Annotated in this window: 20 protein-coding genes, 1 tRNA gene and 3 pseudogenes; 8 read left to right on the top strand and 16 right to left on the bottom strand. The window is 34.4% G+C overall.

From position 1 onward, the window contains the following. Positions 1 to 408: 408 nt before the first annotated feature. On the bottom strand, positions 409 to 1,635 hold the full coding sequence (locus ACFILY_RS05400) for a UbiH/UbiF family hydroxylase (RefSeq protein ID WP_375637628.1): 1,227 nt from the start codon (positions 1,633 to 1,635) through the stop codon (positions 409 to 411). Positions 1,636 to 1,817: 182 nt separating this feature from the next. Here ACFILY_RS05400 and pcsA point away from each other — a divergent pair, with 182 nt between their 5' ends. The 3 genes from pcsA to ACFILY_RS05385 are packed head-to-tail and all read left to right on the top strand — an operon-like array spanning position 1,818 to position 4,113. Further along, positions 1,818 to 2,630: a phosphatidylcholine synthase gene (pcsA, locus tag ACFILY_RS05395; RefSeq protein WP_375637627.1), complete on the top strand. Its 813-nt coding sequence runs from the start codon at positions 1,818 to 1,820 to the stop codon at positions 2,628 to 2,630. A gap of 26 nt (positions 2,631 to 2,656) precedes the next feature. Next, positions 2,657 to 3,703, top strand: a complete 1,047-nt coding sequence (locus tag ACFILY_RS05390) for an enoyl-CoA hydratase/isomerase family protein (protein WP_375637626.1) — start codon at positions 2,657 to 2,659, stop codon at positions 3,701 to 3,703. Beyond that, on the top strand, positions 3,700 to 4,113 hold the full coding sequence (locus tag ACFILY_RS05385; RefSeq protein ID WP_375631134.1) for a DUF6163 family protein: 414 nt from the start codon (positions 3,700 to 3,702) through the stop codon (positions 4,111 to 4,113). Before ACFILY_RS05390 ends, ACFILY_RS05385 begins: the two co-directional genes overlap by 4 nt. A 301-nt stretch (positions 4,114 to 4,414) precedes the next feature. On the opposite strand, the gene ACFILY_RS05380 is transcribed toward ACFILY_RS05385, so the two are convergent. The 10 genes and pseudogenes from ACFILY_RS05380 to ACFILY_RS05335 all read right to left on the bottom strand — a co-directional run bounded on the left by ACFILY_RS05380 (position 4,415) and on the right by ACFILY_RS05335 (position 13,775). Then, complete coding sequence (locus tag ACFILY_RS05380) at positions 4,415 to 4,777, bottom strand: hypothetical protein (RefSeq protein ID WP_375637625.1); 363 nt, start codon at positions 4,775 to 4,777, stop codon at positions 4,415 to 4,417. A gap of 123 nt (positions 4,778 to 4,900) precedes the next feature. After that, positions 4,901 to 5,152: pseudogene (locus ACFILY_RS05375) on the bottom strand (MBL fold metallo-hydrolase); the annotation flags it as partial. 74 nt (positions 5,153 to 5,226) lie between these two features. After that, positions 5,227 to 5,586, bottom strand: a complete 360-nt coding sequence (locus ACFILY_RS05370; RefSeq protein WP_375613428.1) for a hypothetical protein — start codon at positions 5,584 to 5,586, stop codon at positions 5,227 to 5,229. 110 nt (positions 5,587 to 5,696) lie between these two features. Further along, a complete protein-coding gene (locus tag ACFILY_RS05365; RefSeq protein WP_375631133.1) occupies positions 5,697 to 6,506 on the bottom strand; it encodes an MBL fold metallo-hydrolase in 810 nt (269 codons plus the stop codon). 10 nt (positions 6,507 to 6,516) lie between these two features. Continuing rightward, positions 6,517 to 7,290 carry a TatD family hydrolase gene (locus ACFILY_RS05360; RefSeq protein WP_273791049.1) on the bottom strand — a complete coding sequence of 258 codons (774 nt, stop codon included), beginning with the start codon at positions 7,288 to 7,290 and terminating at the stop codon, positions 6,517 to 6,519. Further along, positions 7,280 to 8,839: a methionine--tRNA ligase gene (metG, locus tag ACFILY_RS05355; RefSeq protein WP_375637624.1), complete on the bottom strand. Its 1,560-nt coding sequence runs from the start codon at positions 8,837 to 8,839 to the stop codon at positions 7,280 to 7,282. Before metG ends, ACFILY_RS05360 begins: the two co-directional genes overlap by 11 nt. Positions 8,840 to 8,915: 76 nt before the next feature. Further along, on the bottom strand, positions 8,916 to 9,959 hold the full coding sequence (locus tag ACFILY_RS05350) for a DNA polymerase III subunit delta' (protein WP_375637623.1): 1,044 nt from the start codon (positions 9,957 to 9,959) through the stop codon (positions 8,916 to 8,918). Beyond that, entirely contained in the window at positions 9,956 to 10,600 is a 645-nt protein-coding gene (gene tmk, locus ACFILY_RS05345; protein ID WP_273791046.1) for a dTMP kinase, read from the bottom strand. The genes ACFILY_RS05350 and tmk overlap by 4 nt, the downstream gene beginning before the upstream one ends. Positions 10,601 to 10,628: 28 nt before the next feature. Next, entirely contained in the window at positions 10,629 to 11,792 is a 1,164-nt protein-coding gene (locus ACFILY_RS05340; protein WP_375637622.1) for a D-alanyl-D-alanine carboxypeptidase family protein, read from the bottom strand. Positions 11,793 to 12,875: 1,083 nt separating this feature from the next. Further along, positions 12,876 to 13,775 carry a septal ring lytic transglycosylase RlpA family protein gene (locus ACFILY_RS05335; protein WP_375631127.1) on the bottom strand — a complete coding sequence of 300 codons (900 nt, stop codon included), beginning with the start codon at positions 13,773 to 13,775 and terminating at the stop codon, positions 12,876 to 12,878. A 277-nt stretch (positions 13,776 to 14,052) separates the two neighbouring features. Between ACFILY_RS05335 and ACFILY_RS05330 the strand changes: the two are divergent. Continuing rightward, a pseudogene (locus tag ACFILY_RS05330) lies at positions 14,053 to 14,239 on the top strand (hypothetical protein); the annotation flags it as partial. Positions 14,240 to 14,329: 90 nt separating this feature from the next. Here the strand turns inward: ACFILY_RS05330 and ACFILY_RS05325 are convergent. Next, a tRNA-Lys gene (locus tag ACFILY_RS05325) sits at positions 14,330 to 14,405 on the bottom strand. Positions 14,406 to 15,620: 1,215 nt separating this feature from the next. Here ACFILY_RS05325 and lexA point away from each other — a divergent pair. Together lexA and rimO are read left to right on the top strand one after the other, a co-directional pair. Next, positions 15,621 to 16,325, top strand: coding sequence for a transcriptional repressor LexA (gene lexA / locus ACFILY_RS05320; RefSeq protein WP_273791042.1), 705 nt, complete (start codon positions 15,621 to 15,623; stop codon positions 16,323 to 16,325). A 461-nt stretch (positions 16,326 to 16,786) separates the two neighbouring features. Further along, positions 16,787 to 18,100, top strand: coding sequence for a 30S ribosomal protein S12 methylthiotransferase RimO (rimO, locus tag ACFILY_RS05315; protein WP_375637621.1), 1,314 nt, complete (start codon positions 16,787 to 16,789; stop codon positions 18,098 to 18,100). 532 nt (positions 18,101 to 18,632) lie between these two features. Here the strand turns inward: rimO and ttcA are convergent. The 4 genes and pseudogenes from ttcA to ACFILY_RS05295 form a co-directional block, all read right to left on the bottom strand. Further along, positions 18,633 to 19,508 carry a tRNA 2-thiocytidine(32) synthetase TtcA gene (gene ttcA, locus ACFILY_RS05310; RefSeq protein WP_273791040.1) on the bottom strand — a complete coding sequence of 292 codons (876 nt, stop codon included), beginning with the start codon at positions 19,506 to 19,508 and terminating at the stop codon, positions 18,633 to 18,635. Between the two features lie 265 nt (positions 19,509 to 19,773). Then, complete coding sequence (rpsD, locus tag ACFILY_RS05305; protein ID WP_273722651.1) at positions 19,774 to 20,391, bottom strand: 30S ribosomal protein S4; 618 nt, start codon at positions 20,389 to 20,391, stop codon at positions 19,774 to 19,776. Positions 20,392 to 20,561: 170 nt separating this feature from the next. Then, positions 20,562 to 21,389: a glutamate racemase gene (murI, locus tag ACFILY_RS05300; protein WP_273791039.1), complete on the bottom strand. Its 828-nt coding sequence runs from the start codon at positions 21,387 to 21,389 to the stop codon at positions 20,562 to 20,564. Further along, positions 21,382 to 22,219: pseudogene (locus tag ACFILY_RS05295) on the bottom strand (RNA methyltransferase). The gene murI and the pseudogene ACFILY_RS05295 overlap by 8 nt, the downstream one beginning before the upstream one ends. A gap of 278 nt (positions 22,220 to 22,497) precedes the next feature. Here ACFILY_RS05295 and sfsA point away from each other — a divergent pair. Together sfsA and map are read left to right on the top strand one after the other, a co-directional pair. Further along, positions 22,498 to 23,214 (top strand): DNA/RNA nuclease SfsA, encoded by a 717-nt coding sequence (gene sfsA / locus ACFILY_RS05290; RefSeq protein ID WP_273791037.1) that lies wholly within the window; start codon positions 22,498 to 22,500, stop codon positions 23,212 to 23,214. After that, positions 23,207 to 24,037, top strand: a complete 831-nt coding sequence (gene map, locus ACFILY_RS05285) for a type I methionyl aminopeptidase (protein WP_375637620.1) — start codon at positions 23,207 to 23,209, stop codon at positions 24,035 to 24,037. Before sfsA ends, map begins: the two co-directional genes overlap by 8 nt. Positions 24,038 to 24,053 lie beyond the last annotated feature (16 nt).

Here is a 24,053-nt window from a genome sequence, read left to right as displayed (position 1 = left end):
ACAACACTTCATTAACCTCTGTGTTACTAACAGGTTCCAAAGATGATTTTATTTTTAATATTATACTTAATAATAAAAAGATTTTAAAATCTATTGATTAAATAAAACTGTTTTTTATTATTTATTTTCTTATTAAAATTAATATTATAAAATAACTCTTTAAAAACGGTATTATTTTTCATTTTCTTTATAGTGCAAAATTTAACAGATGTGATTTAGCAAGATATCTTTACAATTTAAGCTTTAGTCTATAATTAAGTTTTATCTTATTTCATATCAATATGCTAAATATATATAATAATTTTTTCTTTCCTAGAAAGAACAAAGATATTTTTCGCATCAGTAATATGATATGATTGCAAAATGCAATTTATTATTTTTTTATTTTACGTTATTATCCATTATTGTTCAGTAGGGCTGTTTTGATGATTTTGTTGGAGATATTTGCATAATTTCCTTGAATCCATAACCCGGATACATTCCTTCGCGCATAAATAAATTACGTAATGGTGGAAAACTATGTAACAAACCAAGCCCAATGCTTCGTATGATATGAACAGGCAACATATGAGAAAGTAGAGCAGAGTTCAGTGTATGAACAGCTCCACTTCGGATTAATATATCTGGTTTGCGACATTTGTTATAATGTGCAACAATCATTTCAGAGTTAGAATTGGATATTTTATTAGGTAAAATATCAATTAAAGTTTGGACATCACGGAATCCTAAATTCAATCCTTGTGCCCCAATAGGGGGGAAAACATGAGCGGCTTCACCGACTAAAATTGTTCGATTAGCAGCAAAATGACGAGAAAGAAGTCCGAAAAGCGGCCATGCTTGAATTGATGTTTCTAAGCTTAGCTTTCCAAGCATTGATTGCATTTTGTTTTCGATCATTTTTGCAATTGTTTTTGGTTCTGTATTCAATAATTCTTCAGCACGGGAAGGATGAACAACCCATACAAGACTAGATCTTCGTCCTGGTAGTGGAACCTGTGTAAATGGACCGTGTTCTGTATGAAATTCGGTTGATGTATTTTGATGAGAAAACTCATGAGAAAAGTTGAGAACAAGTGCTTTTTGTGGATAATTCCACTGTTTGACACTTATCCCTGCTGCGGCACGTGTAAGAGAGTGACGTCCATCAGCTGCAATAACAAGTGGTGCTTGAATGACTCTACAATCAGCAAGAGTAATACATACATGTTTTTTTGTGTGATGAACAGATTTGGCTGCAGAAACAAATCTTGTAATATTAGGCGTATGTGTAACAGCATCGACTAAAGCACTGTTCAATTTTACATTAGGTATATTATAGCCAAAAGCTTTTTCACCAATTTCAGCAGAAGAAAAATGCACCGTAGGAGCATGCACAATTCTAGAAGTTATATCTATAATTCTCATGGAAGATAAAGCTGCTGCATGTTTTTGAAGATTATCCCAAATATTGAGTTTTTGAAGCATGCGTATTGCAGGCATCATAAGAGCAGTTGTCCGTAACTCATCTGTATGAGCAGGGGGCCCAACAAGAAAAACAGAAAGCCCCTCATGTGCAAGACTCAGCGCCGCTAACATTCCGACAGGGCCTGCACCAATAACAGCAATATCTTTATGCTCTTCCTTTTCAAATATCACAATGACTTGAACCTTTCTCCATTGAGAAAATATTTTAACATTTCCAAATGATCGCTCTCTTTTTATTATATGAAGCTCTTCTATTATAGTATGTAATAAATAATGCGATATAAAAAAGTAACCTTTTTATGATTTTTTAAAATGCTGAGTTATATCATCGGTAAAAAATGGCGTATTGATAGATGGTTGAAGACTTTAAAAACGAGGATAAGAAAAACTTGAAACGTAAACTAACAAAGAAAATCAAAACAAATGCTAAATTATTACGCCATAAAAAAGTAACAATGCCACAAGCAAAGGCCTTTTCTGTTCATTTACTAACAGCTTCGGGATCATTTTTAGCGTTTCTTTCTCTTATATCAGCCTCTCAAAAAGAATGGACAGCTATGTTCTGTTGGCTTGGGCTTGCTCTTCTCGTTGATGGTATAGATGGACCAATTGCACGTAAACTTGATGTTAAATACGTTCTTCCAACATGGTCTGGAGAGCTGTTAGATAATATTATTGATTACGTGACTTATGTCTTAATTCCTGCCTTTGCACTCTATCAAAGTGGTTTTATGGGGGTAGGGTTATCATTTTCATTGAGTGCAATTATTGTTATTTCATCTGCTATTTATTATGCAGATACTAGTATGAAAACCAAAGAAAATTTTTTTAAAGGATTTCCTGTTGTTTGGAATATGATGATTTTTACGCTTTTTGTCGTCAGACCAGGAGAGTGGATTACTTTTATCATTATTGTTTTATCGGCGATTATATCTTTTTTGCCAATTTATTTTATTCATCCAGTAAGAGTCCTTCGTTTACGTAGGGTTAATTTTCCCATTTTTCTCTTATGGTGTTTTTTTGGTATTTCTGCCTTCTTTTATCAACTAGAGGCTCCCTATTGGGTTAAAATAGGAATTTCGGTAACAGGAATTTATATATATTGTATTGGTGCAATCATGCAAATATTTCCTCAACTTGGGGCAAAAAATATAAAAAAACAATGAAATAGTTGTTTTAAGAAGGGTGTGAGATGCAAATTAATTTTGGAGCAGATGATGATATTTCTTTTACGAAAGAAGGGCGGGCTGGTATTATAAAGCTCACACGTCCTTCAGCATTAAATGCTCTTAATCAACGAATGGTTTCAGCTTTAAAAAAAACTCTCAGAACATGGGAAACAGATGATAATGTTTCTTGTGTCTTAATTGAAGGGGAGGGGCGTGCTTTTTGTGCTGGTGGAGATGTTGTAGAAATCTATCATATGGGGAAAAGTGTTGCTGCTTGTCAATACTTTAGGGATGAATATAGCTTAAATGCTTATATTAAACATTTTTCAAAGCCCTACATTTCTTTCTTAAACGGTATTTGGATGGGAGGAGGGGTAGGTATTTCTCTCTATGGTTCGCATCGAATTGTTACAGAAAATACAGTTTTTGCTATGCCAGAAGGTGCGATTGGATTTTTCCCAGATGTAGGTGCAAGTTTTTTCTTACCATCTCTTCCCAATCATTTTGGCATCTATCTTGCATTAACGGGCGCACGCATAAAGTGGGGAGATTGCTTAAATTTAGGATTAGCAACACACGCCGTTGCTGAAACTGAATTCGATATGATTAGAAAAGCTGTTATTGAGCAAGGAGATCCCACTTTAGCTTTAAACGAGCGAGCAATTACAAAAGACTATGAAACAAGTTATGAAATACGTTGTATTATTAACAGTTGTTTTAGTGCCCATAGCTTAGAAGAATGTCTTGAGTTACTACATAAAAAAAGCAATGAAGATGTTTTATTTGCTAAAGAATGTTATGATATTTTGCAGTCACGTTCTCCGACAAGTTTAAAAGTTATCTGGAAACAAATGAAACAAAATTCATCTCAAACGTTGGAAGATTGTATGAAAATTGAAAACCGCATAGCGCATCATATGATTCATTCACATGATTTTTATGAAGGTATACGTGCTATGTTAATCGATAAGGATAAAAGACCTCAATGGCAGCCAGATAAACTTTCAAATGTGACAGATGAAATGGTAGATTCTTACTTCCAACCTGTTGAACAAGAGTTATTATTGTGAAAAATAATTCTCACAAACAGATTTCAAAAATCAATTTAATCTATAACTGTTACTTACGGTTTTTGGCACTTATTTGCTTAGTTCTAGGTATTTGTTATTGGATACGCCTTGTTGGTGTTTTTCCAGGTATTCTATGGCGTTTTGATCTTATGCCTTGGCAGTGGCAATTTGCATCAGTTATATTGGCTATTCTCTATCCTATTGCCTTAGTTGGACTTTGGATGTATTCACTATGGGGCATCATTGTGTGGTGTATTGCAGCATTGATTGAAGCAATAACAATGTATTATTCCGATTTTATTTATCAGCCATTTGTACCATTATTTCATGGAATATTGTTTTTAGCTTTTATAGCACTACAAATTGTGATGATTTTTTTTAAAAGAGTAAAAAATAAAAAAACATTGTGATTGAAATTTTCGAGCCAGAATAACAGGCTCGATTTTCAATCTTAGCTAATTTAAGTAGCTCATTTTAAAGATTCATTCTTCAAAGCGCTGATGCTAGATATACTATTTCTATAAAGTTCCATAATATATATTATGCGATAACATGATACAGAAGATAAATCCTTTATCCCAAAAGAAAACCCTCCTTTAAAACATCATCATATTTATATCATACAATTTACTTTTAAAATAAAATTTGGTCTTTAAAGTACATTCCTTAAAGACCAAAAAATGAAATTACGTATAATAAAACTAAGAAAAATTATTGTGCTATTTGACAACGTTTCGTACGTGCAAGATCATTCAAAACAGCATTACGGTTATTTAAAGCTGAAATTTCATTACTTTCACTGGATTTAGGATCTATAAAAAACAAAGCAGGAAGAAATACAAGACTTGTTGCTGCTAAAGCCGCATTTTTATTTCTTGCTTTATAACGCTCTCTAATTGTAGCATCGATTTGGCGCTTATTAGCAAAAAATTCCCGTTGAATATCAGAACAACTCATTGTTCCATCATGTAATGTGGTAACTGGAATATTTTTTTCTAAACGCCCCCCACATGCTGTCAAAAAAAACGCTAAAACGACAATACATACACCCCATTTAAAATTTTCTTTATACATAAAAACCTCACTTTTAACACAAAATGTTTTTAATGAGATTTAAATAGAGCAAAAGTAAGATTAAAATTTTAACAAATATACTATCAACAAAAATATATTTCGTTAATAAGTTCACGCATCTGTTTAAAAAGTAAGACCTTGATATGCAGGTTTTACATAGGATGGGACGTAATTTGCGACCACATTGTAATCCAGCGATCTATCCATATGTGTGAGTATTGCTTGTTTTGGCTTTAAATATTCTATCCATTGTAATGCTTGATCAACAGAAAAATGACTTGGGTGAGATTTAAATTGAAGAGCTTCAATGATGAGAACATCCAAACCCATTAATTTGGATAACGTTTTTTCAGGAAACTCACTAACATCTGTGCAATTGGTCTTTAAAGTACATTCCTTAAAGACCAAAAATAGTGATAGTGAAATTACGTATAATAAAATAAGGAAAATTATTGCATTATTTTACAACGTTTCATACGTGCAAGATCACTCAAAACAGCATTACGATTGTTTAAAGCCGAAATTTCATTACTTTCACTGGATTTAGTATCCATAAAAAACAAAGCAGGTACAAATACAACACTTGCCGCTGCTAAAGCCACGTTTTTATTTCTTGCTTTAGAACGCTCTGCAATTGTATCATTAATCTGACGTTTATTAGCAAAAAACTCCCGTTGAATATCGGCACAACTCATTGATCCGTCATGTAATGTTGTCGTTGCAATATTTTTTTCTAAACGCCCCCCACATGCTGTTAAGGAAACCGCTAAAACCACAATACATACACCCCGCTTAAAATTCTTATACATAAAAGCCTCATTTTTGACATAAAAAAGTACTAAATATGTCAAAAATGAAATAAAATAAAGGATAAATTTAAAAGTATTTTATTTAACTTAAAATATTGCACATAATAAGCTTATGCATCTGTTTCAAAAGTAAGACCTTGATATGCAGGTTTTACATAGGATGGAACGTAATTTATAACCTTATTGTAATCCAGCGATCTGTCCATATGTGTGAGTATTGCTTGTTTTGGCTTTAAATATTCTATCCACTGTAATGCTTGATCAACAGAAAAGTGACTCGGATGGGATTTAAATTGAAGAGCTTCAATGATGAGAACATCCAAATCCATTAATTTGGATAAAGTTTTTTCAGGAAATTTACTAACATCCGTACAATAGGCAACATTCCCAATCCGAAAACCTAAGGAATGAATGTTTCCGTGGTGTTGTAAATGTGTATTGACGCTTATTTCTCCGCCCTGCCCCTGAATAATAAATTGGCTATCTTCATTGATAAGATGCTCTTTTAAAATGGGAGAATAAGATGAATCTTTTGGAGTTTGAAAACAATATCCGAAAGCACTTTTGAGATGCTCTAGTGTAAATCTGTCGGCATAGATATCTATTAAACATTTTTGTGCAAGTGCATAGCTGCGTAAATCATCAATACCGTGGATATGGTCTGCATGAGAATGCGTGTAAAGAGCAGCATCAAGATGGCTTACACGCGCATCGATCATTTGTGAGCGAAAATCTGGACCTGTATCAATAACGATCGTTGTTTTGCCTCCTGAAGGTTTAATACGTTCAACTAATAAAGAACTTCTGTAGCGTTTATTTTTAGGGTTATTCGGATCACATGTTCCCCAATCACCATTAGGTCTTGGCACTCCTGGAGAAGGACCACAACCTAATATTGTAAATCGGTATTGATCACACATATCTTTTGCCTTATTTCATTTTGCTAAATAAACGAAAAGCATTACGCGTTGTTATTTGAGCTGTTTCTTCAATGCTTAAGCCAATTGTTTCAGCCAAAACAGCTGCTGTATAACATACAAAAGATGGTTCATTTGTTTTGCCCCGATGGGGACTAGGGGCTAAAAATGGAGCATCTGTTTCCACTAACAAATGCTCATGGGGCACAATTTTTGCTATTTCACGGATTTCAAATGCGTTTTTAAAAGTAAGAATACCTGAAAAAGAAATATAACCACCAAGTTCAATTCCAGCACGAGCAAGTTGCATTCCAGACGAATAACAATGAAGGATAAAGGGAAAAGCTCCTTCTTTTGTCTGTTCACGTAATATTTTCTCCATATCGATATCGGCATTGCGTGAATGTATAACAAGAGGAATCTGTGTTTCTCGAGAAGCAATGATATGTTCATGAAAAACTTTCTTTTGCTCTTCTGGAGTAGAATAATCATAATGATAATCAAGCCCCCCTTCCCCAAACGCAACAATTTTAGGGTGATTCGAGAGCTGTATAAGCTCTTCCGCTGTAATATTTTGTTCTTCATGCGCATGATTGGGGTGTGTTCCAACGGAACAAAAGACTTGATCATAGCTTTGCGCAATGGCTAACAGCTTATCTAACTTATAAACATGGGTTGAAATTGTTATCATACGTTTAACGTCAGCATCTAAAGCCCGTTGGATAACATTATCCAAATCTTGTGAAAAATCTTCAAAATCAAGATGACAATGTGTATCAATCAACATGATGAGTATCTTCTTTCTTCAAGATATAACGAGGAAAAATTGGTTCTGGTGGTGGAAGATCAAGCCCTTCTTGAATTTTTGAATGACTTATATGATACAATAACCGATCATCTTCAGCAACCGCAAGGCTATCAAGAAGTTTCGCTGCTGATTGGGGTATGAAAGGCAAAAGCATAATTCCTATTCTCCGCAAGATTTCTACAGTTATATAAAGAACTGTAGAAAATCGCTCTCGATCATTTTTACGTAAACTCCAAGGTTGTTCGTTGGCAAAATAGCGATTGGCATCTGCTACAATTGAAAAAATAGCTGAAAGTGCTAAATGCATACTATAAGAAGACATAGCTTGGTGTACAGTTTCAAGTACTTGAAGAGATTGTTCTAAAAGCTGTTTATCTTGAGCTGAAAATGAAGCTGGTTTCGGGACTTGTGCATTACAATTTTTGGCAATCATAGACAAACAGCGCTGTGCTAAATTACCAAGATCATTAGCAAGATCAGCATTAATACGGTTCACAAGGCTTTCATGACTATAACTACCATCTTGTCCGAATGGCACTTCACGGAGAAGGAAATAACGGACCTGATCAAGACCATAGTGTTCAACCATTTCAAAAGGATCAACGACATTTCCAATAGATTTTGACATTTTTGCACCACGATTAAGTAAAAAACCATGTGCAAAAATATTTTTAGGCAATTCAATTCCAGCAGACATTAAAAATGCCGGCCAATAGACTGCATGAAAACGAATAATATCCTTACCAATAATATGCGTATTTGCAGGCCAAAAATCACGTTTTTTTGAATTTTCATTGAAAAAACCTATTGCTGATAGATAATTTGTAAGCGCATCAACCCAGACATACATCACGTGCTTTGGATTCTCAGGAACAGCAATTCCCCAGTTAAAACTTGCACGTGAAATAGAGATATCTTTTAAACCTGATTTGATAAAACTTATAATTTCATTACGCCGCTCAAATGGAGCAATAAAATCAGGATGTTTTTCATAATATTCAAGAAGAGCCTTTTCATAATGAGAAAGTCTAAAAAAATAACTTTCTTCTTCATTCCATTCAACTGGAGAGCCTAATTCCTTCTCACGACGGATGTTGTCTGGTCCAACTTCCGTATCTTTTTCTTCATAATAGGCTTCTTGGCGAACCGAATACCACCCCGTATAACGACCGAGATAAATATCGCCATTTGCTTCCATCTTTTTCCAAATTTCTTGACAAGCTTGATAATGGCGTTCTTCTGTCGTACGGATAAAATCATCGTTAGAACAATTTAATACTGCAAGCATTTTTTGAAACACCGCACTATTACGATCTGCAAGCTGCTGAGGTGTCATGCCTAATGCAGCTGCGGTTTGTTGCATCTTGAGACCATGCTCATCTGTACCAGAAAGAAAAAATACATTTTTTCCGTTTAACCGTTGAAAGCGGGCTAAAACATCGCTTGCAATTGCACTATAAGCATGTCCAATATGTGGAGCACCATTAGGATAAAAAATGGGAGTTGTTATGTAATATGTGTCACGCATGTCATACTCGTTGTAAAACGCTATAAATAAAAGATATTATGACATAACGTTTGTTTATCGCATTGTCACGGAAAAACTAATCCTCATGAATGATCTTATGAACTTTAAAAAGCAAGTTAATAACAAACTGCTTTTTATCGAGATTAAACAGTTGTATTTCCTCTATTTCTTGATGAATCTCCCGCCATTTTTCCGCATATTTTTTTGAGAGAAATAAGTCTCCCTTTTCAACGAGCATGATAGCTTTTTTTTGAATTTTATTAAGAATTTCATCACAAAATTGTTGAAATTGGAATGTAGAAGAAACAGATGAAAATGTTTGTGCAAGAGTATGTACAATCATTGCGTTACAAACAGGTTTCTCTAGGAGAGCATCAATTGTTTTAATAATTTCAAAACCGCTATGGCAAACAAGTAAAGCAGCTTTTCGAGGACTTCCTTTAGATTTTTCAATAATCATTTCAATTGTTTTCTCATCAGGTAAATCCTGATTGGCGAAAATATGTGTAATAACTTTTTTCATTTCATCGTTATTCAAGGGACGAAAAGAGATTTTTTGACACCGTGAATGGATTGTTGGAAGCAATTTGCCAGAAGAATGCGCGATAATAACAAATAACGTTTTTGTAGGTGGTTCTTCAAGTATTTTAAGAATTGCATTTGCTGCATTTCTATTCATATCATCTGCAGAATCAACAATAACTATACGCCATCCATTTTCTTGTGATGTTCGGCTTAAAAAATGCATAATATCACGGATATCATCAACGAGTATTCCTGTTTTAAACTTTTGCGTTTTCACATCAAATCGACGTGAAATATACAAAAGACCAGGGTGACTTCCTTGTGTAATTTGGCGCCATGGGGTAGAATAAGGATCGGGTTTCAAGAAAGCACTCTGTTGAAAACTTAAAATGTTCCAAGCAAGATGAAAGGCTAATGTAGCCTTTCCAATCCCATATTCTCCTTCAAATAATAATGCATGATGTAAACGCTCTTCTTTAAGCATTTGTGTCAAAAAATGACGCACATCCTCATGACCAAAGATAACATTGTTCTGGGATGGTGATAAAATTGTATCAATATCATCATATTGGCGTAAGGTATTTACATTACTCATGAAAGCTGATCCAACAATACCTGATGACAAATATTTTTTATTTGATGAGCAATGGCTTCCACTGAGCCAGTGGCATCAATAACTCGAAATCTATGGGGTTCCTGTTTGGCCAATTGAAGAAAAGCCTGACGCCTTTGTTCTTGAATTTCCAACAGATCTTTTTCAAAATAATCAATTTCTTCTGTTTTTTTTCTTCGCAAATTTGCACGCTTCATACCACACATTGCAGGCATATCTAATAAAAATGTTAAATGAGGCAAAATACCATTGAGCGCAATACACTCTAAAACAGAAAGAAGAGAAGAACTGACGGTATCATTGAGTCCTTGATAAACGCGTGTAGAATCAATAAAGCGGTCACATAAAACGATTTTACCTTTTTGCAAAGAAGGTGCGATAACCTCAGTAACATGGTCGACACGTGCAGCTGTAAACAAAACAGCTTCAATCAACGGTCCATACTGTCGCGCCTGCCCCGACAACAAAATATGCCGGATTGCTTCTGCTCCTGGTGTTCCTCCTGGTTCTCGTGTTGTGACAACATCATAACCTTGGTGTGAGAGAGACTCAGCAAGTAAAGAAATCTGCACCGTTTTCCCTACCCCGTCCCCTCCTTCAAATGTAATAAAATAACCTGACACGTATGATCTTAACCTTATTAGCGCGTAACTACAAATATTTTCGTAACCATCCAATTGTTATTTCATAGAATGCATTTTTTACTTTTGCAAAGAAACTTCCTTCCTGAACATTCATTCCGGCAAAAACTGGTTTTTCCAGAAGAACCTTTTTATCTTCTAAAATTTGAATAACGCCAACTGATTGCCCAGAAACGATGGGAGCTTTCAATGGACCATGATATTTAATTTTTGCTTTAACATTTACTTTTTTTTCATTCGAAAGCATAAAACTTATTGGTGTTTTAACAATGAGTGGAACAAAATTTTGTTTACCACCATAAACAGAAGCACGACCAACCGTTTCTTCTTTTGTAAAAATCGTTTTGAGATCAAAAGCCGTCATTCCCCATTGAAGAATGCGTTCTATTTCTTTTGTATATTTTTTACCATCTTGCAAACCATTGATTGCTAAAAAAAGACGTCGATGATTTTTAGAAATGGTGGCAACCATTGAAAAACCTTCTTTTTCACTGTAGCCAAAACCAAATCCTTCTACACCAATTTCCTTAGAAATAAGAGGATTTTTATTACGTTGAAAAATATTATTCCATGTAAAATGAGGCTCACAATAAAGTGCATAATAGTCCGGATATTCCTGAACAATATGACGTGCTAATATAATCATATCACGCACAGTTACAAATTGTCCCTCTTCGGGTAACCCTGTTGCATTAACAAAATGACTCTGAGATAACCCGATTATTTTTGCGCGCTGATTCATCAGTTTTACAAAATGATCTTCATGTCCTGATATTCCTTCAGCAAGAATAATAGCAGCATCATTTCCATTCACAATAATTAAACCACGTAAAAGATCAGAAACACTGATTTCTGTCTTTATCTTTGCAAACATAGTGGTTGTACCGGAAGGTGCTCCACCTTTGCGCCAAGCATTTTCACTGACCTTGAATTTCTGCGTACTCTTTAACAGTCCCTCCTTTAAGTGATGAAATACGACTTCCACTGTCATCAATTTTGCTAATGAAGCAGGAAAAAAAGGAATATCACTTTGTTTTTCATAAAGTATTGTCTCTGTATCATCATCGAGTAATAACAATTGTGAAGCAGAAATTTGAAAATCTTCTGCTTTCCCCCACGTGACAAATACCAATACCCCCCATAAGGTCAATAAGATCCTTAATATTGTGTACATAGCTGCTCCTCCCATCCCAAAGATCAACATAAAGAATCTTATATAGGAAAAAACTTTTTTATTTCCGCAAATTGAGGAATTATTGATGACTCAAGAAAAGATTTTATTTTTATTCAGCGTTAGTAAAAGTAAAATGATGCACTTCTTATCTTCCACCTAGATTTTTAAAGCATGAGAGACAAAAAAAATTTTTTATTTGTTGTTTTATATTGATAGTAGATTGATTTATTATGATAAATTATAATCTTTTAACGTGGATCTGATTCAAAATACTGTAAGATTCTTTCGTTATATTTCCTCTCATATTGAATTCAATAAAATCGCTTGCTTACGCATCATAAGTAGGGTTCGTATATAGATAAAAATTATTAAAAAAGAGAGTAAAAATACTTCTTATCAACCTCTCAAGTGTTAAGAATTATCGCATAAAACATTGGGGCTTGCAAAGTGTATGACGGTGTCGGTTTATATCTTCATAAGTGTGAAGATGGTGATATCTAAAGGCGTTACAGTTATGCCATTCACAGGCGCTGTCGTAAAATAGACCTGTAGCGTGTTGAAGTATGTCTCTTTTAAATAAGTCCGTGAATTGGCAATGTAAGCGTATTTTGTTTGAGACGCTCTGTTTTTCGTGAGGGAACTTACTCCATTAAAGAACATGATAAACAAAAGCATGAGGTAATATATAATCTCTTCATAAGATATTACCGTGGATACTTTGGAAAGATGCAAGGCCGAATCAAAATAAAATATTTTTTTACTTGTTAAGCTTTTTGTTCCTCTCAAATTGATTGTACAGTTGTTTTGGAGATTACACAAACAGACTGATACAATAATCTACCTTCGTCTAGCAAAAGCTATTACAGTAAGAAAAGTACGCGCTTTATTAAGCAAGCAATATCATAAAACGACGAATAGACCAGCAATGGAGTAGAAAGGCCGTACTGAATTTATAATAATAGCACCCCACCACGCTTTTTGAAAAGGACAACGCGCTTTAAGATGAAAATCTTACACTAAATCCGTAAGTTCTTACCTTTTTTACTAGAAAATTATATAGATAAAAAATCAATGCATTTTTTCTTAAAACAGTTGTAGCCAATTGACCTTTGTTTTTTTGTTTAGCTTATTTATAGAAGCAACTTGATCAAATGGTATCGGCTTATCAACCATGATAGGACCAATTTCTGGCAATTTAACTGCAACAGTTTTATTACGTTGTTCTTGTTCAACAGCAGCTGCTTTAGCTAATTCTTTTTTGTTTCCTGTATTGCGCTGCTCTTTTAACAAAACAGTTTCTCTTTTTTTCGCAATATTTTCCGACGCTAATGAATATGGGGCAGCATTTCCAGGAGTATAAGAGGACATTAAATATGCACCATCATAATAGCCAACAGGTGCTTCAGCAATATATTCTACTTTAACATCTGCAACACCCCTATCTACATACCCCAGTATTGTCGCAGCTTGCCTTGATAAATCAATGATTCTGTCTTTCATAAAAGGTCCGCGATCATTCACTCTAACAACGATTGAAGATCCATTTTTCAAATTAGTGACACGAGCATAGCTAGGTAAAGGCATTGTAGGATGAGCAGCAGTCAAAAGATTCATGTCATAAATTTCACCGTTGGCAGTTAAACGTCCATGAAAATCTGAACCATACCATGATGCTTCGCCAACACGTTTATAAGTTGGATCACTTTGAGGATAATACCACTTTCCTTTTATTTGATAAGGTTTACCAACAATCGCTCGTCCACGCTTTTTTTCTTCCGATTGATTCTTCTTATTAGATACTTGTTGAGGTAGTACAGAAGTGTTTACGTTAATTGGTTTATTATGATAGGAATCTTTTATTGAAAAATTCATAGTTTGGCTTGCGCAACAAGATACCAGTGACTGAGAAATGACGATCATAGAAAACAATTGAAGTGTTGGTTTAATCATAAAAGTAAATTTCTTTTTTCTATTTGAAGGCATCTATTCAGTCCACTTATTTCTGTTAAGTACTACTGTAAAAACCACGTCACGCTTTTTGTACGCAACGGAAGAATTTACGTTTTTAAATGATTCCCCTCGCGCATATACCACTCTTGAATTGGCCCCTTCTATCAAGAAATTAACGTATTGTTAACCTTTTTATGATCTTCATAAGAAATAAATGTACTATAGTAGATGTTAAAAAGAGTAAAAATTAAATAAATCAACATCTTATAGAAAAGTCATTTCATAATATAAAGTGTGAATAAGTGGTGATTTTAGCAACTTGTTTTGCGAATCATGTAATGCAGTGGGTATTAAAAAATCAACCTATAGATTGAGAAAATTAGAAACCACATGTGCTGCCAACGCAGGTACAATCCTATCGTAATCTTAAAGCTCTTTTTTGTTGGACAGGAGACAGCATAGCATCGCTCTATTTCAAAACAGCTGATAGAAAATGACAGGTTATAGAATCAACAAAAAACTTCAAAAAGAATAAAAACAAGAAAGATTCTTAAATTTTTTATAGCCTATTGATATTAATTTAAATTTGGTGAGCGCGCAGGGATTCGAACCCTGGACCTACTGATTAAAAGTCAGTTGCTCTACCAGCTGAGCTACGCGCTCTCATACAAGCTATCTAGTTTGCACACTATCTAATTTGTAGAAAGTGAAGGGAACATACGGTTGACTTTCCATTTGGTCAACACCTTTTGGAGAAAAATATTATTATTTTCTTCAATTATCAATAATTTTTCGTTTTCACCCCTTTACTTCATCATTGTATAAGTACTCTTTAATCTTATTTTTGAAGTTTCAATAAAGGAAAAATTTCACTGCAAAATATTGCATAGATTCGAAGCGTTAAAATTATGAGAAATTACCCCTTCCCCTCACATGGGTTGTTGAGCATAATGGGTAGAGAAGAAAAAATACCTTTTATTATAATATTATTTTTTATATCTTAGTGTTCAATTTTCAAATATAAATACAGATTTATAAGATAATATATTGATTTATAATAATTTATCATTTTTTCACTTGAGTGATAAGTCTCAAATACTGTAAGCTTATCTCATTTCAAATCTTTTTTATATTGAAACAATAAAAAGCATTTTCTTGACCAATATAAGTGAGAGAATAAAACTATAAAAAAGAAATGAAAATACCTTTTATGCCTCCTTTCAATAATCAAAATTTATCGTAACATTAGGGTTCATGAAAATAGTATATAGCAGTTGACACGTTAGACTTGAAAATGGAACAATGAGCAACAATGGCATTTTGAGAGTATAATTTTATTTATGCATAATGAATATATAACGAAAGCCAGTTTATCTTATAGAATAAAGTAGATATGAAGCAAAAATTTAGTCTCATTGAAAATATCTCGAATGACTATAAATTGTGTTCACTATTAGAGCTGTAGATAATTTTACTAAGAATAAAAAAGCAGAAATAATATGCAGTATGTAAAATGATTTTAAATACCCATAGAGAGTTCTAAATATATAGAATGCCTTCTATTTAACTTTTTTATATCAGAAATTACAAAACATGTAGATATATTTTTAGAAGAAAAGGATAATACTGGTCATAAAATTTGGTGTTAGATAATTCAGTCAGAACTATAAAGTATTTTATACATTATTTAATATTAATGTAGCTATATAGTATATAAATAATAATTTAAATATATCTATAAATAAACATATTGCTTTATTAAAATATAAGATCAAAAACAAAGAAAATAATTTTGATTTGGCGATAAAAATTGTAAAAGTGTTATATATACATGTATTTTTACTTTACTAATTTTTATTATTTTGATTGGAATATTGAATGCTAACATGTAAACAGTATGAGCTACTCTTGTTTATTCATAACCATATAAAAGAAACTGGTGTTCCTCCTTCTTTTGAAGAAATGAAAAATGCATTAGAACTTTCTTCAAAGTCTGGTATTCATAAGCTCATTATAGCCTTAGAACAAAGAGGTTTTATACGTCGTTTGCCTAATCGTGCTCGTGCTGTGGAGGTAATTCGACTTCCTGAGAAAATAACATTTAACCTTTCTTTAGCACGTAAAATTTCTCCCAGTATAATAGAAAGAAATAAAAGGGAAATATCAAAAAGCTTGAGTCCCTTTGATGAAGAAGAAAAAAAAAATATCACCATTCCTATTATGGGACGTATTTCTGCAAGCGTACCCGCCTCTGCTATACTGCAGCAAATAAACAGCCTTTCTCTTCCACTCGATATGGTTAATACAGGTGAGCACTACGCATTAGAAGTTAAAGATGATTCTATGATGGAGGCTGGTATCTTTGATAAAGATACGATCATTGTGAAACGTCAAAATACAGCAATAACAGGTGAAATTATTGTTGCGTTTATTGATAAAAAAGAAGCAACATTAAAACGTTATCGACGCAAAGGAGCTTCTATTGCATTAGAAGCTGCAAATCCTCATTATGAAGTACGGACATACGAATCTGAGCGTGTAGAAATACAAGGCAAACTTACCGGACTTATTCGCAAATATTAAAAAATAAACCTTATAGTACGCGATATATATCGCAATAAGAAGCTGTTGAGTATTTTTTTATTGTGCCACACGCAATTGACTTCTTCTCCACAGCCAAAGGATGCCCCCAATTCGGTTTATAAACAATCCAGATCCTTATCGAGCGGATTTCACTTTCCCTTCCCTCCATTGTTCTTCACTTATGTCAAGGCTTGGCAAGTAAGCTTTAAAATATTCACCACGTACTTTGAAAAGAACTTGAATGCTTTTAAGAAAGCAGCCTTATATCCTCGTCCTCAATGATGGAATTTTACGATATAATAAAACAAAATTGTATGCATGCATAAAAACACATAAAATTTTGTAGAAAAAAATCAAATAACTTTGTAACAGACTGTATTGCATAGGTATAAAAATAAAGAACATTATTTTTAAGTTAATAAAAACGTAACTGAATCATTCATAGTAATTGTAGGATCATCATGGTAGCACCTCGTATTAGTTTTGTCTCCCTCGGATGCCCAAAAGCACTCGTAGATTCTGAGCGAATTATTACACGCCTTCGCTCTGAAGGGTATGAAATTTCACGTCAACATCAAGGAGCTGATGTCGTTATTGTGAATACCTGTGGTTTTCTTGACTCGGCAAGGAAAGAATCATTAGCCAATATTGATGAAGCTCTTAAAAAAAATGGAAAAGTTATTGTAACAGGGTGTCTTGGTGCTGATCCTGATGCTATTCGCCAAACATATCCTAATGTATTGGCTATTACAAGACCGCAAGCTTATGAAAGCGTTATAGAAGCTGTTCATACAGCAATTCCTCCAATTCATGATCCTTTTCTTGATTTAGTTCCTCCCCAAGGTATTCGTTTAACACCTCGCCATTACGCCTACTTAAAGATTTCTGAAGGATGCTCTAACCAGTGTAGTTTTTGTATCATCCCTACTCTGCGTGGTGATCTCACTTCACGTCCCATCAGCGATGTTCTTCGTGAAGCTGAAAAACTCGTGCAAGCGGGTGTAAAAGAACTTTTGGTTATTTCACAAGATACGAGTGCTTATGGTGTTGATCTTAAATATCTCGAAAATTCTTGGAAAGATCGTACAATCAAAACGAAATTCTTTGATCTTTGTCGCGAACTAGGCGATATGGGTATTTGGATACGTATGCATTACGTTTATCCTTATCCCCATGTTGATGAAGTTATCGAACTTATGGCTGCAAAAAAAATTCTTCCTTATCTGGATATTCCTTTTCAGCATGCATCACCGGCTGTTTTGCGTCACATGAAGCGTCCCGCACTTATGGAAAAAACAAACCGTAGAATTGAAAAATGGCGGAAAATCTGTCCAGATCTTACTTTGCGATCAACATTTATTGTTGGTTTTCCTGGTGAAACGAATGAAGATTTTAATATACTTCTAGAATGGCTAGAAGAAGCAAAAATTGAACGCGCTGGGTGCTTTAAATATGAAGAAGTAAAAGGAGCTGCCGCAAATAATTTGGGATTAGAAAATATTCCTGAAGAGGTGAAAGAAAACCGCTGGCATCGTTTTATGGCAAAACAACAACAAATTTCTACATATCTTTTAAAGAAAAAAATTGGAAAAAGACTCCAAGTTCTTATTGATGAAAGTCAAGGAAAAGTTGCCAAAGGACGGAGTCAGTACGATGCTCCAGAAATAGATGGTGTTGTCCATATATCATCACGACGCCCACTGCGTGTTGGTGAATTTGTCACCGTTAAAATCGAACAATCGGATGCCTATGACCTTTATGGTATAGCCGTTTAAAAATTTAACTCCTTCTCTGTCCTCAATGATGAAGATTTCTATCAGCATTGGTTTATAAAAGGTCGGTTACTCACAATCGAACTTGATCACTTATGTAACTCACTTCATGAGAATTTACGAGCAATTCTTGCCCTGAGTGTTGCTATACACTCCCAAAATATCAAGCAGTTATATATTCTCTTAATTTAATACCTTAAATGACGGTGATGGCGGCGCAACAGAATAAAATAAAATCCACAAGGTTCACTATTTTTAATTAACAAAAGAGCAAATCAACAATCGTACTATTTTCCTATTTTTGATATTGCGACAGTCATTGGTTAGTGAAAGAAAAATTTTTTCAAGAGAGTTTGATGCACACGAGAATTTCCTTTGTGATATGCAGGCAGATGTTTTTTATAGATGCAATATAAGAGAATTTGAAACAAAACAATCTGACGTATCTAAATTAAAAAAACAATAAATTATCATTATAAATAAGTATCTTATCTTAAACTCTTTGAACTTATTTTTTTTAAATATCTAATTATTATTAACACGTTTTAAAATCAAAGAATTTCTTATCAAGCAAATGACTTGGGCGTACATTTGTTAAAGCGCGAATCATCGTATCTTTACGTCCTGGCATTTGTCTTTCTATATTTTTCAGCATTTCTTTCATGGCATTACGTTGCAAACCATCTTGACTACCGCAAAGATTACAAGGAATAATCGGAAATTGCATTGCTTGAGAAAATTTTTCCATATCTTCCTCAGCAGCATAAACAAGAGGACGTAACACAAAAAGATCTCCTTCATCATTTTTAAGTTTTCCAGGCATGGCAGCTAATCGGCCACCGTGAAACAAATTCATAAAAAATGTTTCTAAAACATCATCACGATGATGACCTAAAACTAATGCAGAACATCCCTCTTCACGTGCAATACGATAGAGATTACCACGTCGTAATCGAGAACAAAGTGAACAATATGTCTGCGACTCTGCCAATTTATCTGTAACAATGGAATAAGTATCCTGATATTCAATACGATATGGAATTTTATAAGAACTTAAAAAGTCTGGAAGAATATGCTTAGGGAATCCTGGTTGCCCTTGATCAAGATTACAGGCAAGAATTTCAACGGATAAAAGACCTCGCCACTTTAAGTCTAAAAGAAGCGCTAATAAACCATAAGAGTCTTTTCCACCCGATAAAGCAACAAGCCATTTTTCTCCTGTAGAGAGCATAGAAAAATCATCCAAAGCTTGTCGCATATGACGTAAAAGTCGTTTGCGTAATTTATTAAATTCTACGCTTGAAGGAGCAACACGAAACATTGGATGACAATTATCTGCTTCGCTTATTAAAGGATCATCTCTCCCTTCGTTTTCTTCTATTACTTGATATTCAACTGGAACATCATTCATAATACCATATCCTGCACAATAAACAGCTCGTTTTGCAAAGATAAAAAAATATTAAAGCAAGCTTACATTTATGTTTTTTGAATTTATAAATTAGATACACAAAAAAGAAATGGAACTATACAAATTTATGACTATAAAACATAGCAATAAACTTAATATAGAACCATTTACAAAAAGAACTTATTAACTTCAAATATTGTAAGAATAACACAATATTTTGAAGTTATCATACTAGAAGAGAGAAACAATTTCTCTTACAGAAAAATTATCGAGAATAAAATTCAACAACCAAATTAGGTTCCATTTGCACAGCATAAGGAACATCTGCAAAAGCAGGAATACGCGTAAAGGTTGCTTTCATCTGTTTATGATCTGCTTCAATATAATCAGGGACATCACGTTCTGCCAATTGCACTGATTCTAACACTAAAACAAGTTGTTTCGATTTTTCCCGAACCTCAATAACATCACCTGGTTTACAACGATAAGATTGAATGTTTGTGCGCCGCCCATTGACATTAACATGACCGTGATTGATAAATTGGCGAGAAGCAAAAATCGTAGGTACGAATTTTGCACGATAAACAACAGCATCCAAACGTGATTCTAACAGACCGATAAGATTTTCGCCAGTATCGCCCCGTCGACGAGCTGCCTCTTCATAGGTTTTATGAAATTGTTTTTCTGAAATATCTCCATAAAACCCTTTCAATTTCTGTTTAGCGCGCAACTGCACCCCATAGTCAGAAAGTTTTCCTTTACGACGCTGTCCATGCTGACCTGGACCATAATCACGACGATTGACAGGAGATTTTGGACGCCCCCAAATATTTTCTCCCATACGACGGTCAATTTTATACTTTGTTGTTTCGCGTTTACTCATCGCATTTCCTTATAAAATAAAACACGAGATCTTAAGATCCCAAGGAAACGCGCCCTCCTCTGCCTTTAAATACTAAAGACTGACAGAATACCTTAACATATCAATATGCAAAGTTATCCACGGGACACGTCAATTAATGCTATTTTCTTGAAAAAATAGCCAGATCATCATTATTGGTCTCGTAACCCAAAGTCAACTCCTTTCATGAGTTTTAAGCCAAATCCTTTAAACAAATTCTCCGTTAAAGAAGTGATATTTTTCGATGTCAACAACGCAAAATCTTGATATTTCTTTATATATTGATGGTGTATTTCTCCCGACAATGGTAATAAAGATCTGATATGTTTGGCGATCGCTTTCGCCGGATCAATCCACTCAACGGACCATAAAGCATGTTCACGAAAGAAATTAATCAAAAAAGGATAATGTGTGCAGGCTAAAACAATAACATCCGTATATTGTCCATTTTTTTCCACAAAACATGGCAGGATTTCTTTTCTTAACTCTTCTGAATCGATAGATTTTCCCCGTAAATAATCTTCAGCAAGTCCAGCCAGCTTTTTACTTCCCACAAGCTGAACATGACACTGTCCAGCAAAAGAGTTAATTAATTCATTTGTATAAGCACGTTTAACTGTTCCTGGAGTCGCTAATACGGAAATAAAACCAGATTTTGTTTGTTCTGCAGCTGATTTAATTGCAGGAACCGTTCCTACAAAAGGGACATGAGGAAAATTCTGTCGTAAATCTGCTATCATCAGTGTAGAAACAGTGTTGCAAGCAATCACACATAAAGCTGGATTGTAGCGTGTTAAAAGATTTGTAAAAATCTTCAAAATACGCTCTTTCAAAATATTTTCTTTCCAATTTCCATAAGGAAATCCTGCATCATCAGCAACATAGATAAATTGCATTTCAGGAATAAGAATACGCGCTTCCCTAAACACTGTTAAACCACCAATACCGCTATCAAAAAAAAGAACAGGTCGTTCATCCATTAGTTTTCACACTTATTTTTAATTTTTTTACGATCACGTTCTTCAGGTGCTCTACTCCCCCGTGGATATTGTGGCGAAAAATGATCCAAAGAAGATATAATGCCTCGCAATAAACGAACCTCAGGTTCACTAAAGTTAGCGCGCGTAAAAACAGAGCGCAAATTTGCAATCATTACTTCTTTGCGTTCTGGGGGTCTAAAATACCCACGGATATTCAAAGCCTCTTCTAACTGAGATAAAAAACCATGAAATATTGTTTTATTTGCAGGTTCCATCTCTGCGGCACGAAATGCCGTATCGCTGACATTCTCTAAACCAGTTTTCATCCATTCGTAAGACATTAAAAGAACCGCTTGCGCAATATTAAGTGACGCAAAAGCAGGATTAACTGGAAAAGTAATAATTTCATCAACAAGGCTGATTTCATCATTTTCTAGTCCCCATCTCTCTCTTCCAAAGACAATACCTGTCTTATGTCCGATACTTTCACGCTGACGTAATACGCTTGCTGCTTCGACAGCACTTTTTACAGTTTTAAATCCACATCTTTCACGTGCTGTTGTGGCAAAAACATAGTGTAAATCTGCAATTGAATTACGCAATGTGTTAAAAATCACAGCATTGTTAATGACATGATCAGCTTTACTTGCAGCAGCTCTAGCTTTTTCATTTGGAAACATTTCTCGAGGTTTGACTAATCGAAGCTTAGAAAGCCCAAAATTCGCCATTGCCCTTGCGACCATACCAATGTTTTCAGGAAGCTGCGGTTCAACTAAAATAATAATGGGACCATTTGTTAAATTTTCACGATTCTTATTCGTTCCTGCCATCAATCTTACCTAGTTTCACTTAAACTATCTCCCTCTCCACTATTTTTTACGAAACCTTTTTCACAATACTCTAATGCTGTTTAATAATAAATTATAGACAATGTTATCTTTTCATTCAAAGATAATAGTTTCTAAACCTAATAATAAATTTTAAAAGCCATTAAAGTGAACAATATCGTAGCGTTTTTTACATCAATTTTATCTACTTTTAATAGGAAACAGCCCCTGCAAATCATAATCTCAGTTGAATTATGAAATCATAAATCCTAAAAAGGGATATGCACTTTATTCCCAAACTTTTTCCTGCAAAGCTTATCCGTCGTTATAAACGTTTCCTTGCAGATGTTCAACAAGATGATCAGCATGTCCTCACCGTGTCTGTACCTAATACAGGATCAATGCTTGGATTAACAGCTTTCAACTCCAATATTTGGCTTTCTTATCATAACGACATCAAACGAAAATATGCCTATCAATTAGAAATTATTGAAGCCGATAATACTTTGGTTGGCATTAATACTTCTTTACCCAATAAGCTTGCGTTAGAGGCAATTCAAAACGGATTACTACCAGAATTAAGTGGATATAAAACAATTTTAAAAGAACAACGCTATGGGACACAATCACGAATTGACTTTCTTTTACAAGATGACATTCTTCCTGATTGTTACCTAGAAGTCAAAAATGTTCATTTTATTCGTCAGAAAGGATTAGCAGAATTTCCTGATAGCGAAACAAAACGTGGTGCACGTCACCTTGATGAGCTCATAGGAGTTGTACAACAAGGAAAACGAGCTGCTATGCTTTATATTATTCAACGAGAAGATTGCACAGCTTTTACAATTTGTCATGATCTTGATCCACTCTATGGACGTAAGTTTGATTTAGCATTAAAATCAGGGGTAGAATGTTATGCTGTAAAGTGTCATGTAAGTGTAGAAGGCATTTTTCCGATTCAGAGAGTAAAAATAGAAAATAGAAGAAACAATGACTGAGTATATCGAATATAATAAAATCCCTTTAAAATTTAATGGAAAAATCCGCATTTTCGATGATTATGCTTTTGCTAAAATGCGTGAAGTTGGTCGTATTGCTGCAGAATGCCTTGATGCGCTTACGGATATTATTAAGCCGGGCGTTACTACGCAAGAAATTGATGATTTTGTATTCGTTTTTGGAGCTAAGCGAGGAGCACTTCCTGCTGATCTAAATTATCATGGATACAGCCATTCATGCTGTACATCTATCAATCACGTTGTCTGCCATGGCATTCCCAATAAAAGACCTTTGCAAGAAGGTGATATTGTAAATGTTGATGTAACCTTTATCCTTGATGGTTGGCATGGGGATTCAAGCCGAATGTATCCTGTTGGAAAAATTAGGCGTGCAGCAGAACGCTTGCTAAAAATAACCTATGAAAGTCTTATGAAAGGAATCGCTGTCGTTAAGCCTGGAGCAACGACAGGTGATATCGGGGCAGCCATTCAACAGTATGCAGAATCTGAACGCTGTTCAATTGTGAGAGACTTTTGCGGACATGGTATCGGCCAGCTTTTTCATGATGCTCCCAATATCCTCCATTATGGAAACCTTGGAGAAGGAGTCGAATTAAAACAAGGTATGATGTTTACAATTGAGCCTATGATTAACCTTGGTAAACCACAAGTTAAGATTTTATCTGACGGTTGGACTGCTGTTACCCGTGACCGTTCTCTGACAGCACAATATGAACATACAATTGGTGTGACAAATGAAGGATATGAAATATTTACGCAATCTCCTAAAAATATTTTTTATATTCCAAATTCGCATACCTAACGCAACGTAGAGATGT

The organism is Bartonella sp. CL25QHWL, from assembly GCF_042195335.1.
Lineage (GTDB): Bacteria > Pseudomonadota > Alphaproteobacteria > Rhizobiales > Rhizobiaceae > Bartonella.
The sequence above is the reverse complement of the archived record's forward strand: the minus strand, read 5'-3'. Positions and strand labels throughout refer to the sequence as shown.

Coding starts and splice junctions, on each gene's coding strand:
- pcsA (WP_375637627.1), top strand. CDS start 1,818: ATGGTTGAAGACTTTAAAAACGAGGATAAGAAAAACTTGAAACGTAAA.
- ACFILY_RS05390 (WP_375637626.1), top strand. CDS start 2,657: ATGCAAATTAATTTTGGAGCAGATGATGATATTTCTTTTACGAAAGAA.
- ACFILY_RS05380 (WP_375637625.1), bottom strand. CDS start 4,777: ATGTATAAAGAAAATTTTAAATGGGGTGTATGTATTGTCGTTTTAGCG.
- ACFILY_RS05370 (WP_375613428.1), bottom strand. CDS start 5,586: ATGTATAAGAATTTTAAGCGGGGTGTATGTATTGTGGTTTTAGCGGTT.
- ACFILY_RS05365 (WP_375631133.1), bottom strand. CDS start 6,506: ATGTGTGATCAATACCGATTTACAATATTAGGTTGTGGTCCTTCTCCA.
- ACFILY_RS05360 (WP_273791049.1), bottom strand. CDS start 7,290: ATGTTGATTGATACACATTGTCATCTTGATTTTGAAGATTTTTCACAA.
- metG (WP_375637624.1), bottom strand. CDS start 8,839: ATGCGTGACACATATTACATAACAACTCCCATTTTTTATCCTAATGGT.
- ACFILY_RS05350 (WP_375637623.1), bottom strand. CDS start 9,959: ATGAGTAATGTAAATACCTTACGCCAATATGATGATATTGATACAATT.
- ACFILY_RS05340 (WP_375637622.1), bottom strand. CDS start 11,792: ATGTACACAATATTAAGGATCTTATTGACCTTATGGGGGGTATTGGTA.
- ACFILY_RS05335 (WP_375631127.1), bottom strand. CDS start 13,775: ATGCCTTCAAATAGAAAAAAGAAATTTACTTTTATGATTAAACCAACA.
- lexA (WP_273791042.1), top strand. CDS start 15,621: ATGCTAACATGTAAACAGTATGAGCTACTCTTGTTTATTCATAACCAT.
- rimO (WP_375637621.1), top strand. CDS start 16,787: ATGGTAGCACCTCGTATTAGTTTTGTCTCCCTCGGATGCCCAAAAGCA.
- ttcA (WP_273791040.1), bottom strand. CDS start 19,508: ATGAATGATGTTCCAGTTGAATATCAAGTAATAGAAGAAAACGAAGGG.
- rpsD (WP_273722651.1), bottom strand. CDS start 20,391: ATGAGTAAACGCGAAACAACAAAGTATAAAATTGACCGTCGTATGGGA.
- murI (WP_273791039.1), bottom strand. CDS start 21,389: ATGGATGAACGACCTGTTCTTTTTTTTGATAGCGGTATTGGTGGTTTA.
- sfsA (WP_273791037.1), top strand. CDS start 22,498: ATGCACTTTATTCCCAAACTTTTTCCTGCAAAGCTTATCCGTCGTTAT.
- map (WP_375637620.1), top strand. CDS start 23,207: ATGACTGAGTATATCGAATATAATAAAATCCCTTTAAAATTTAATGGA.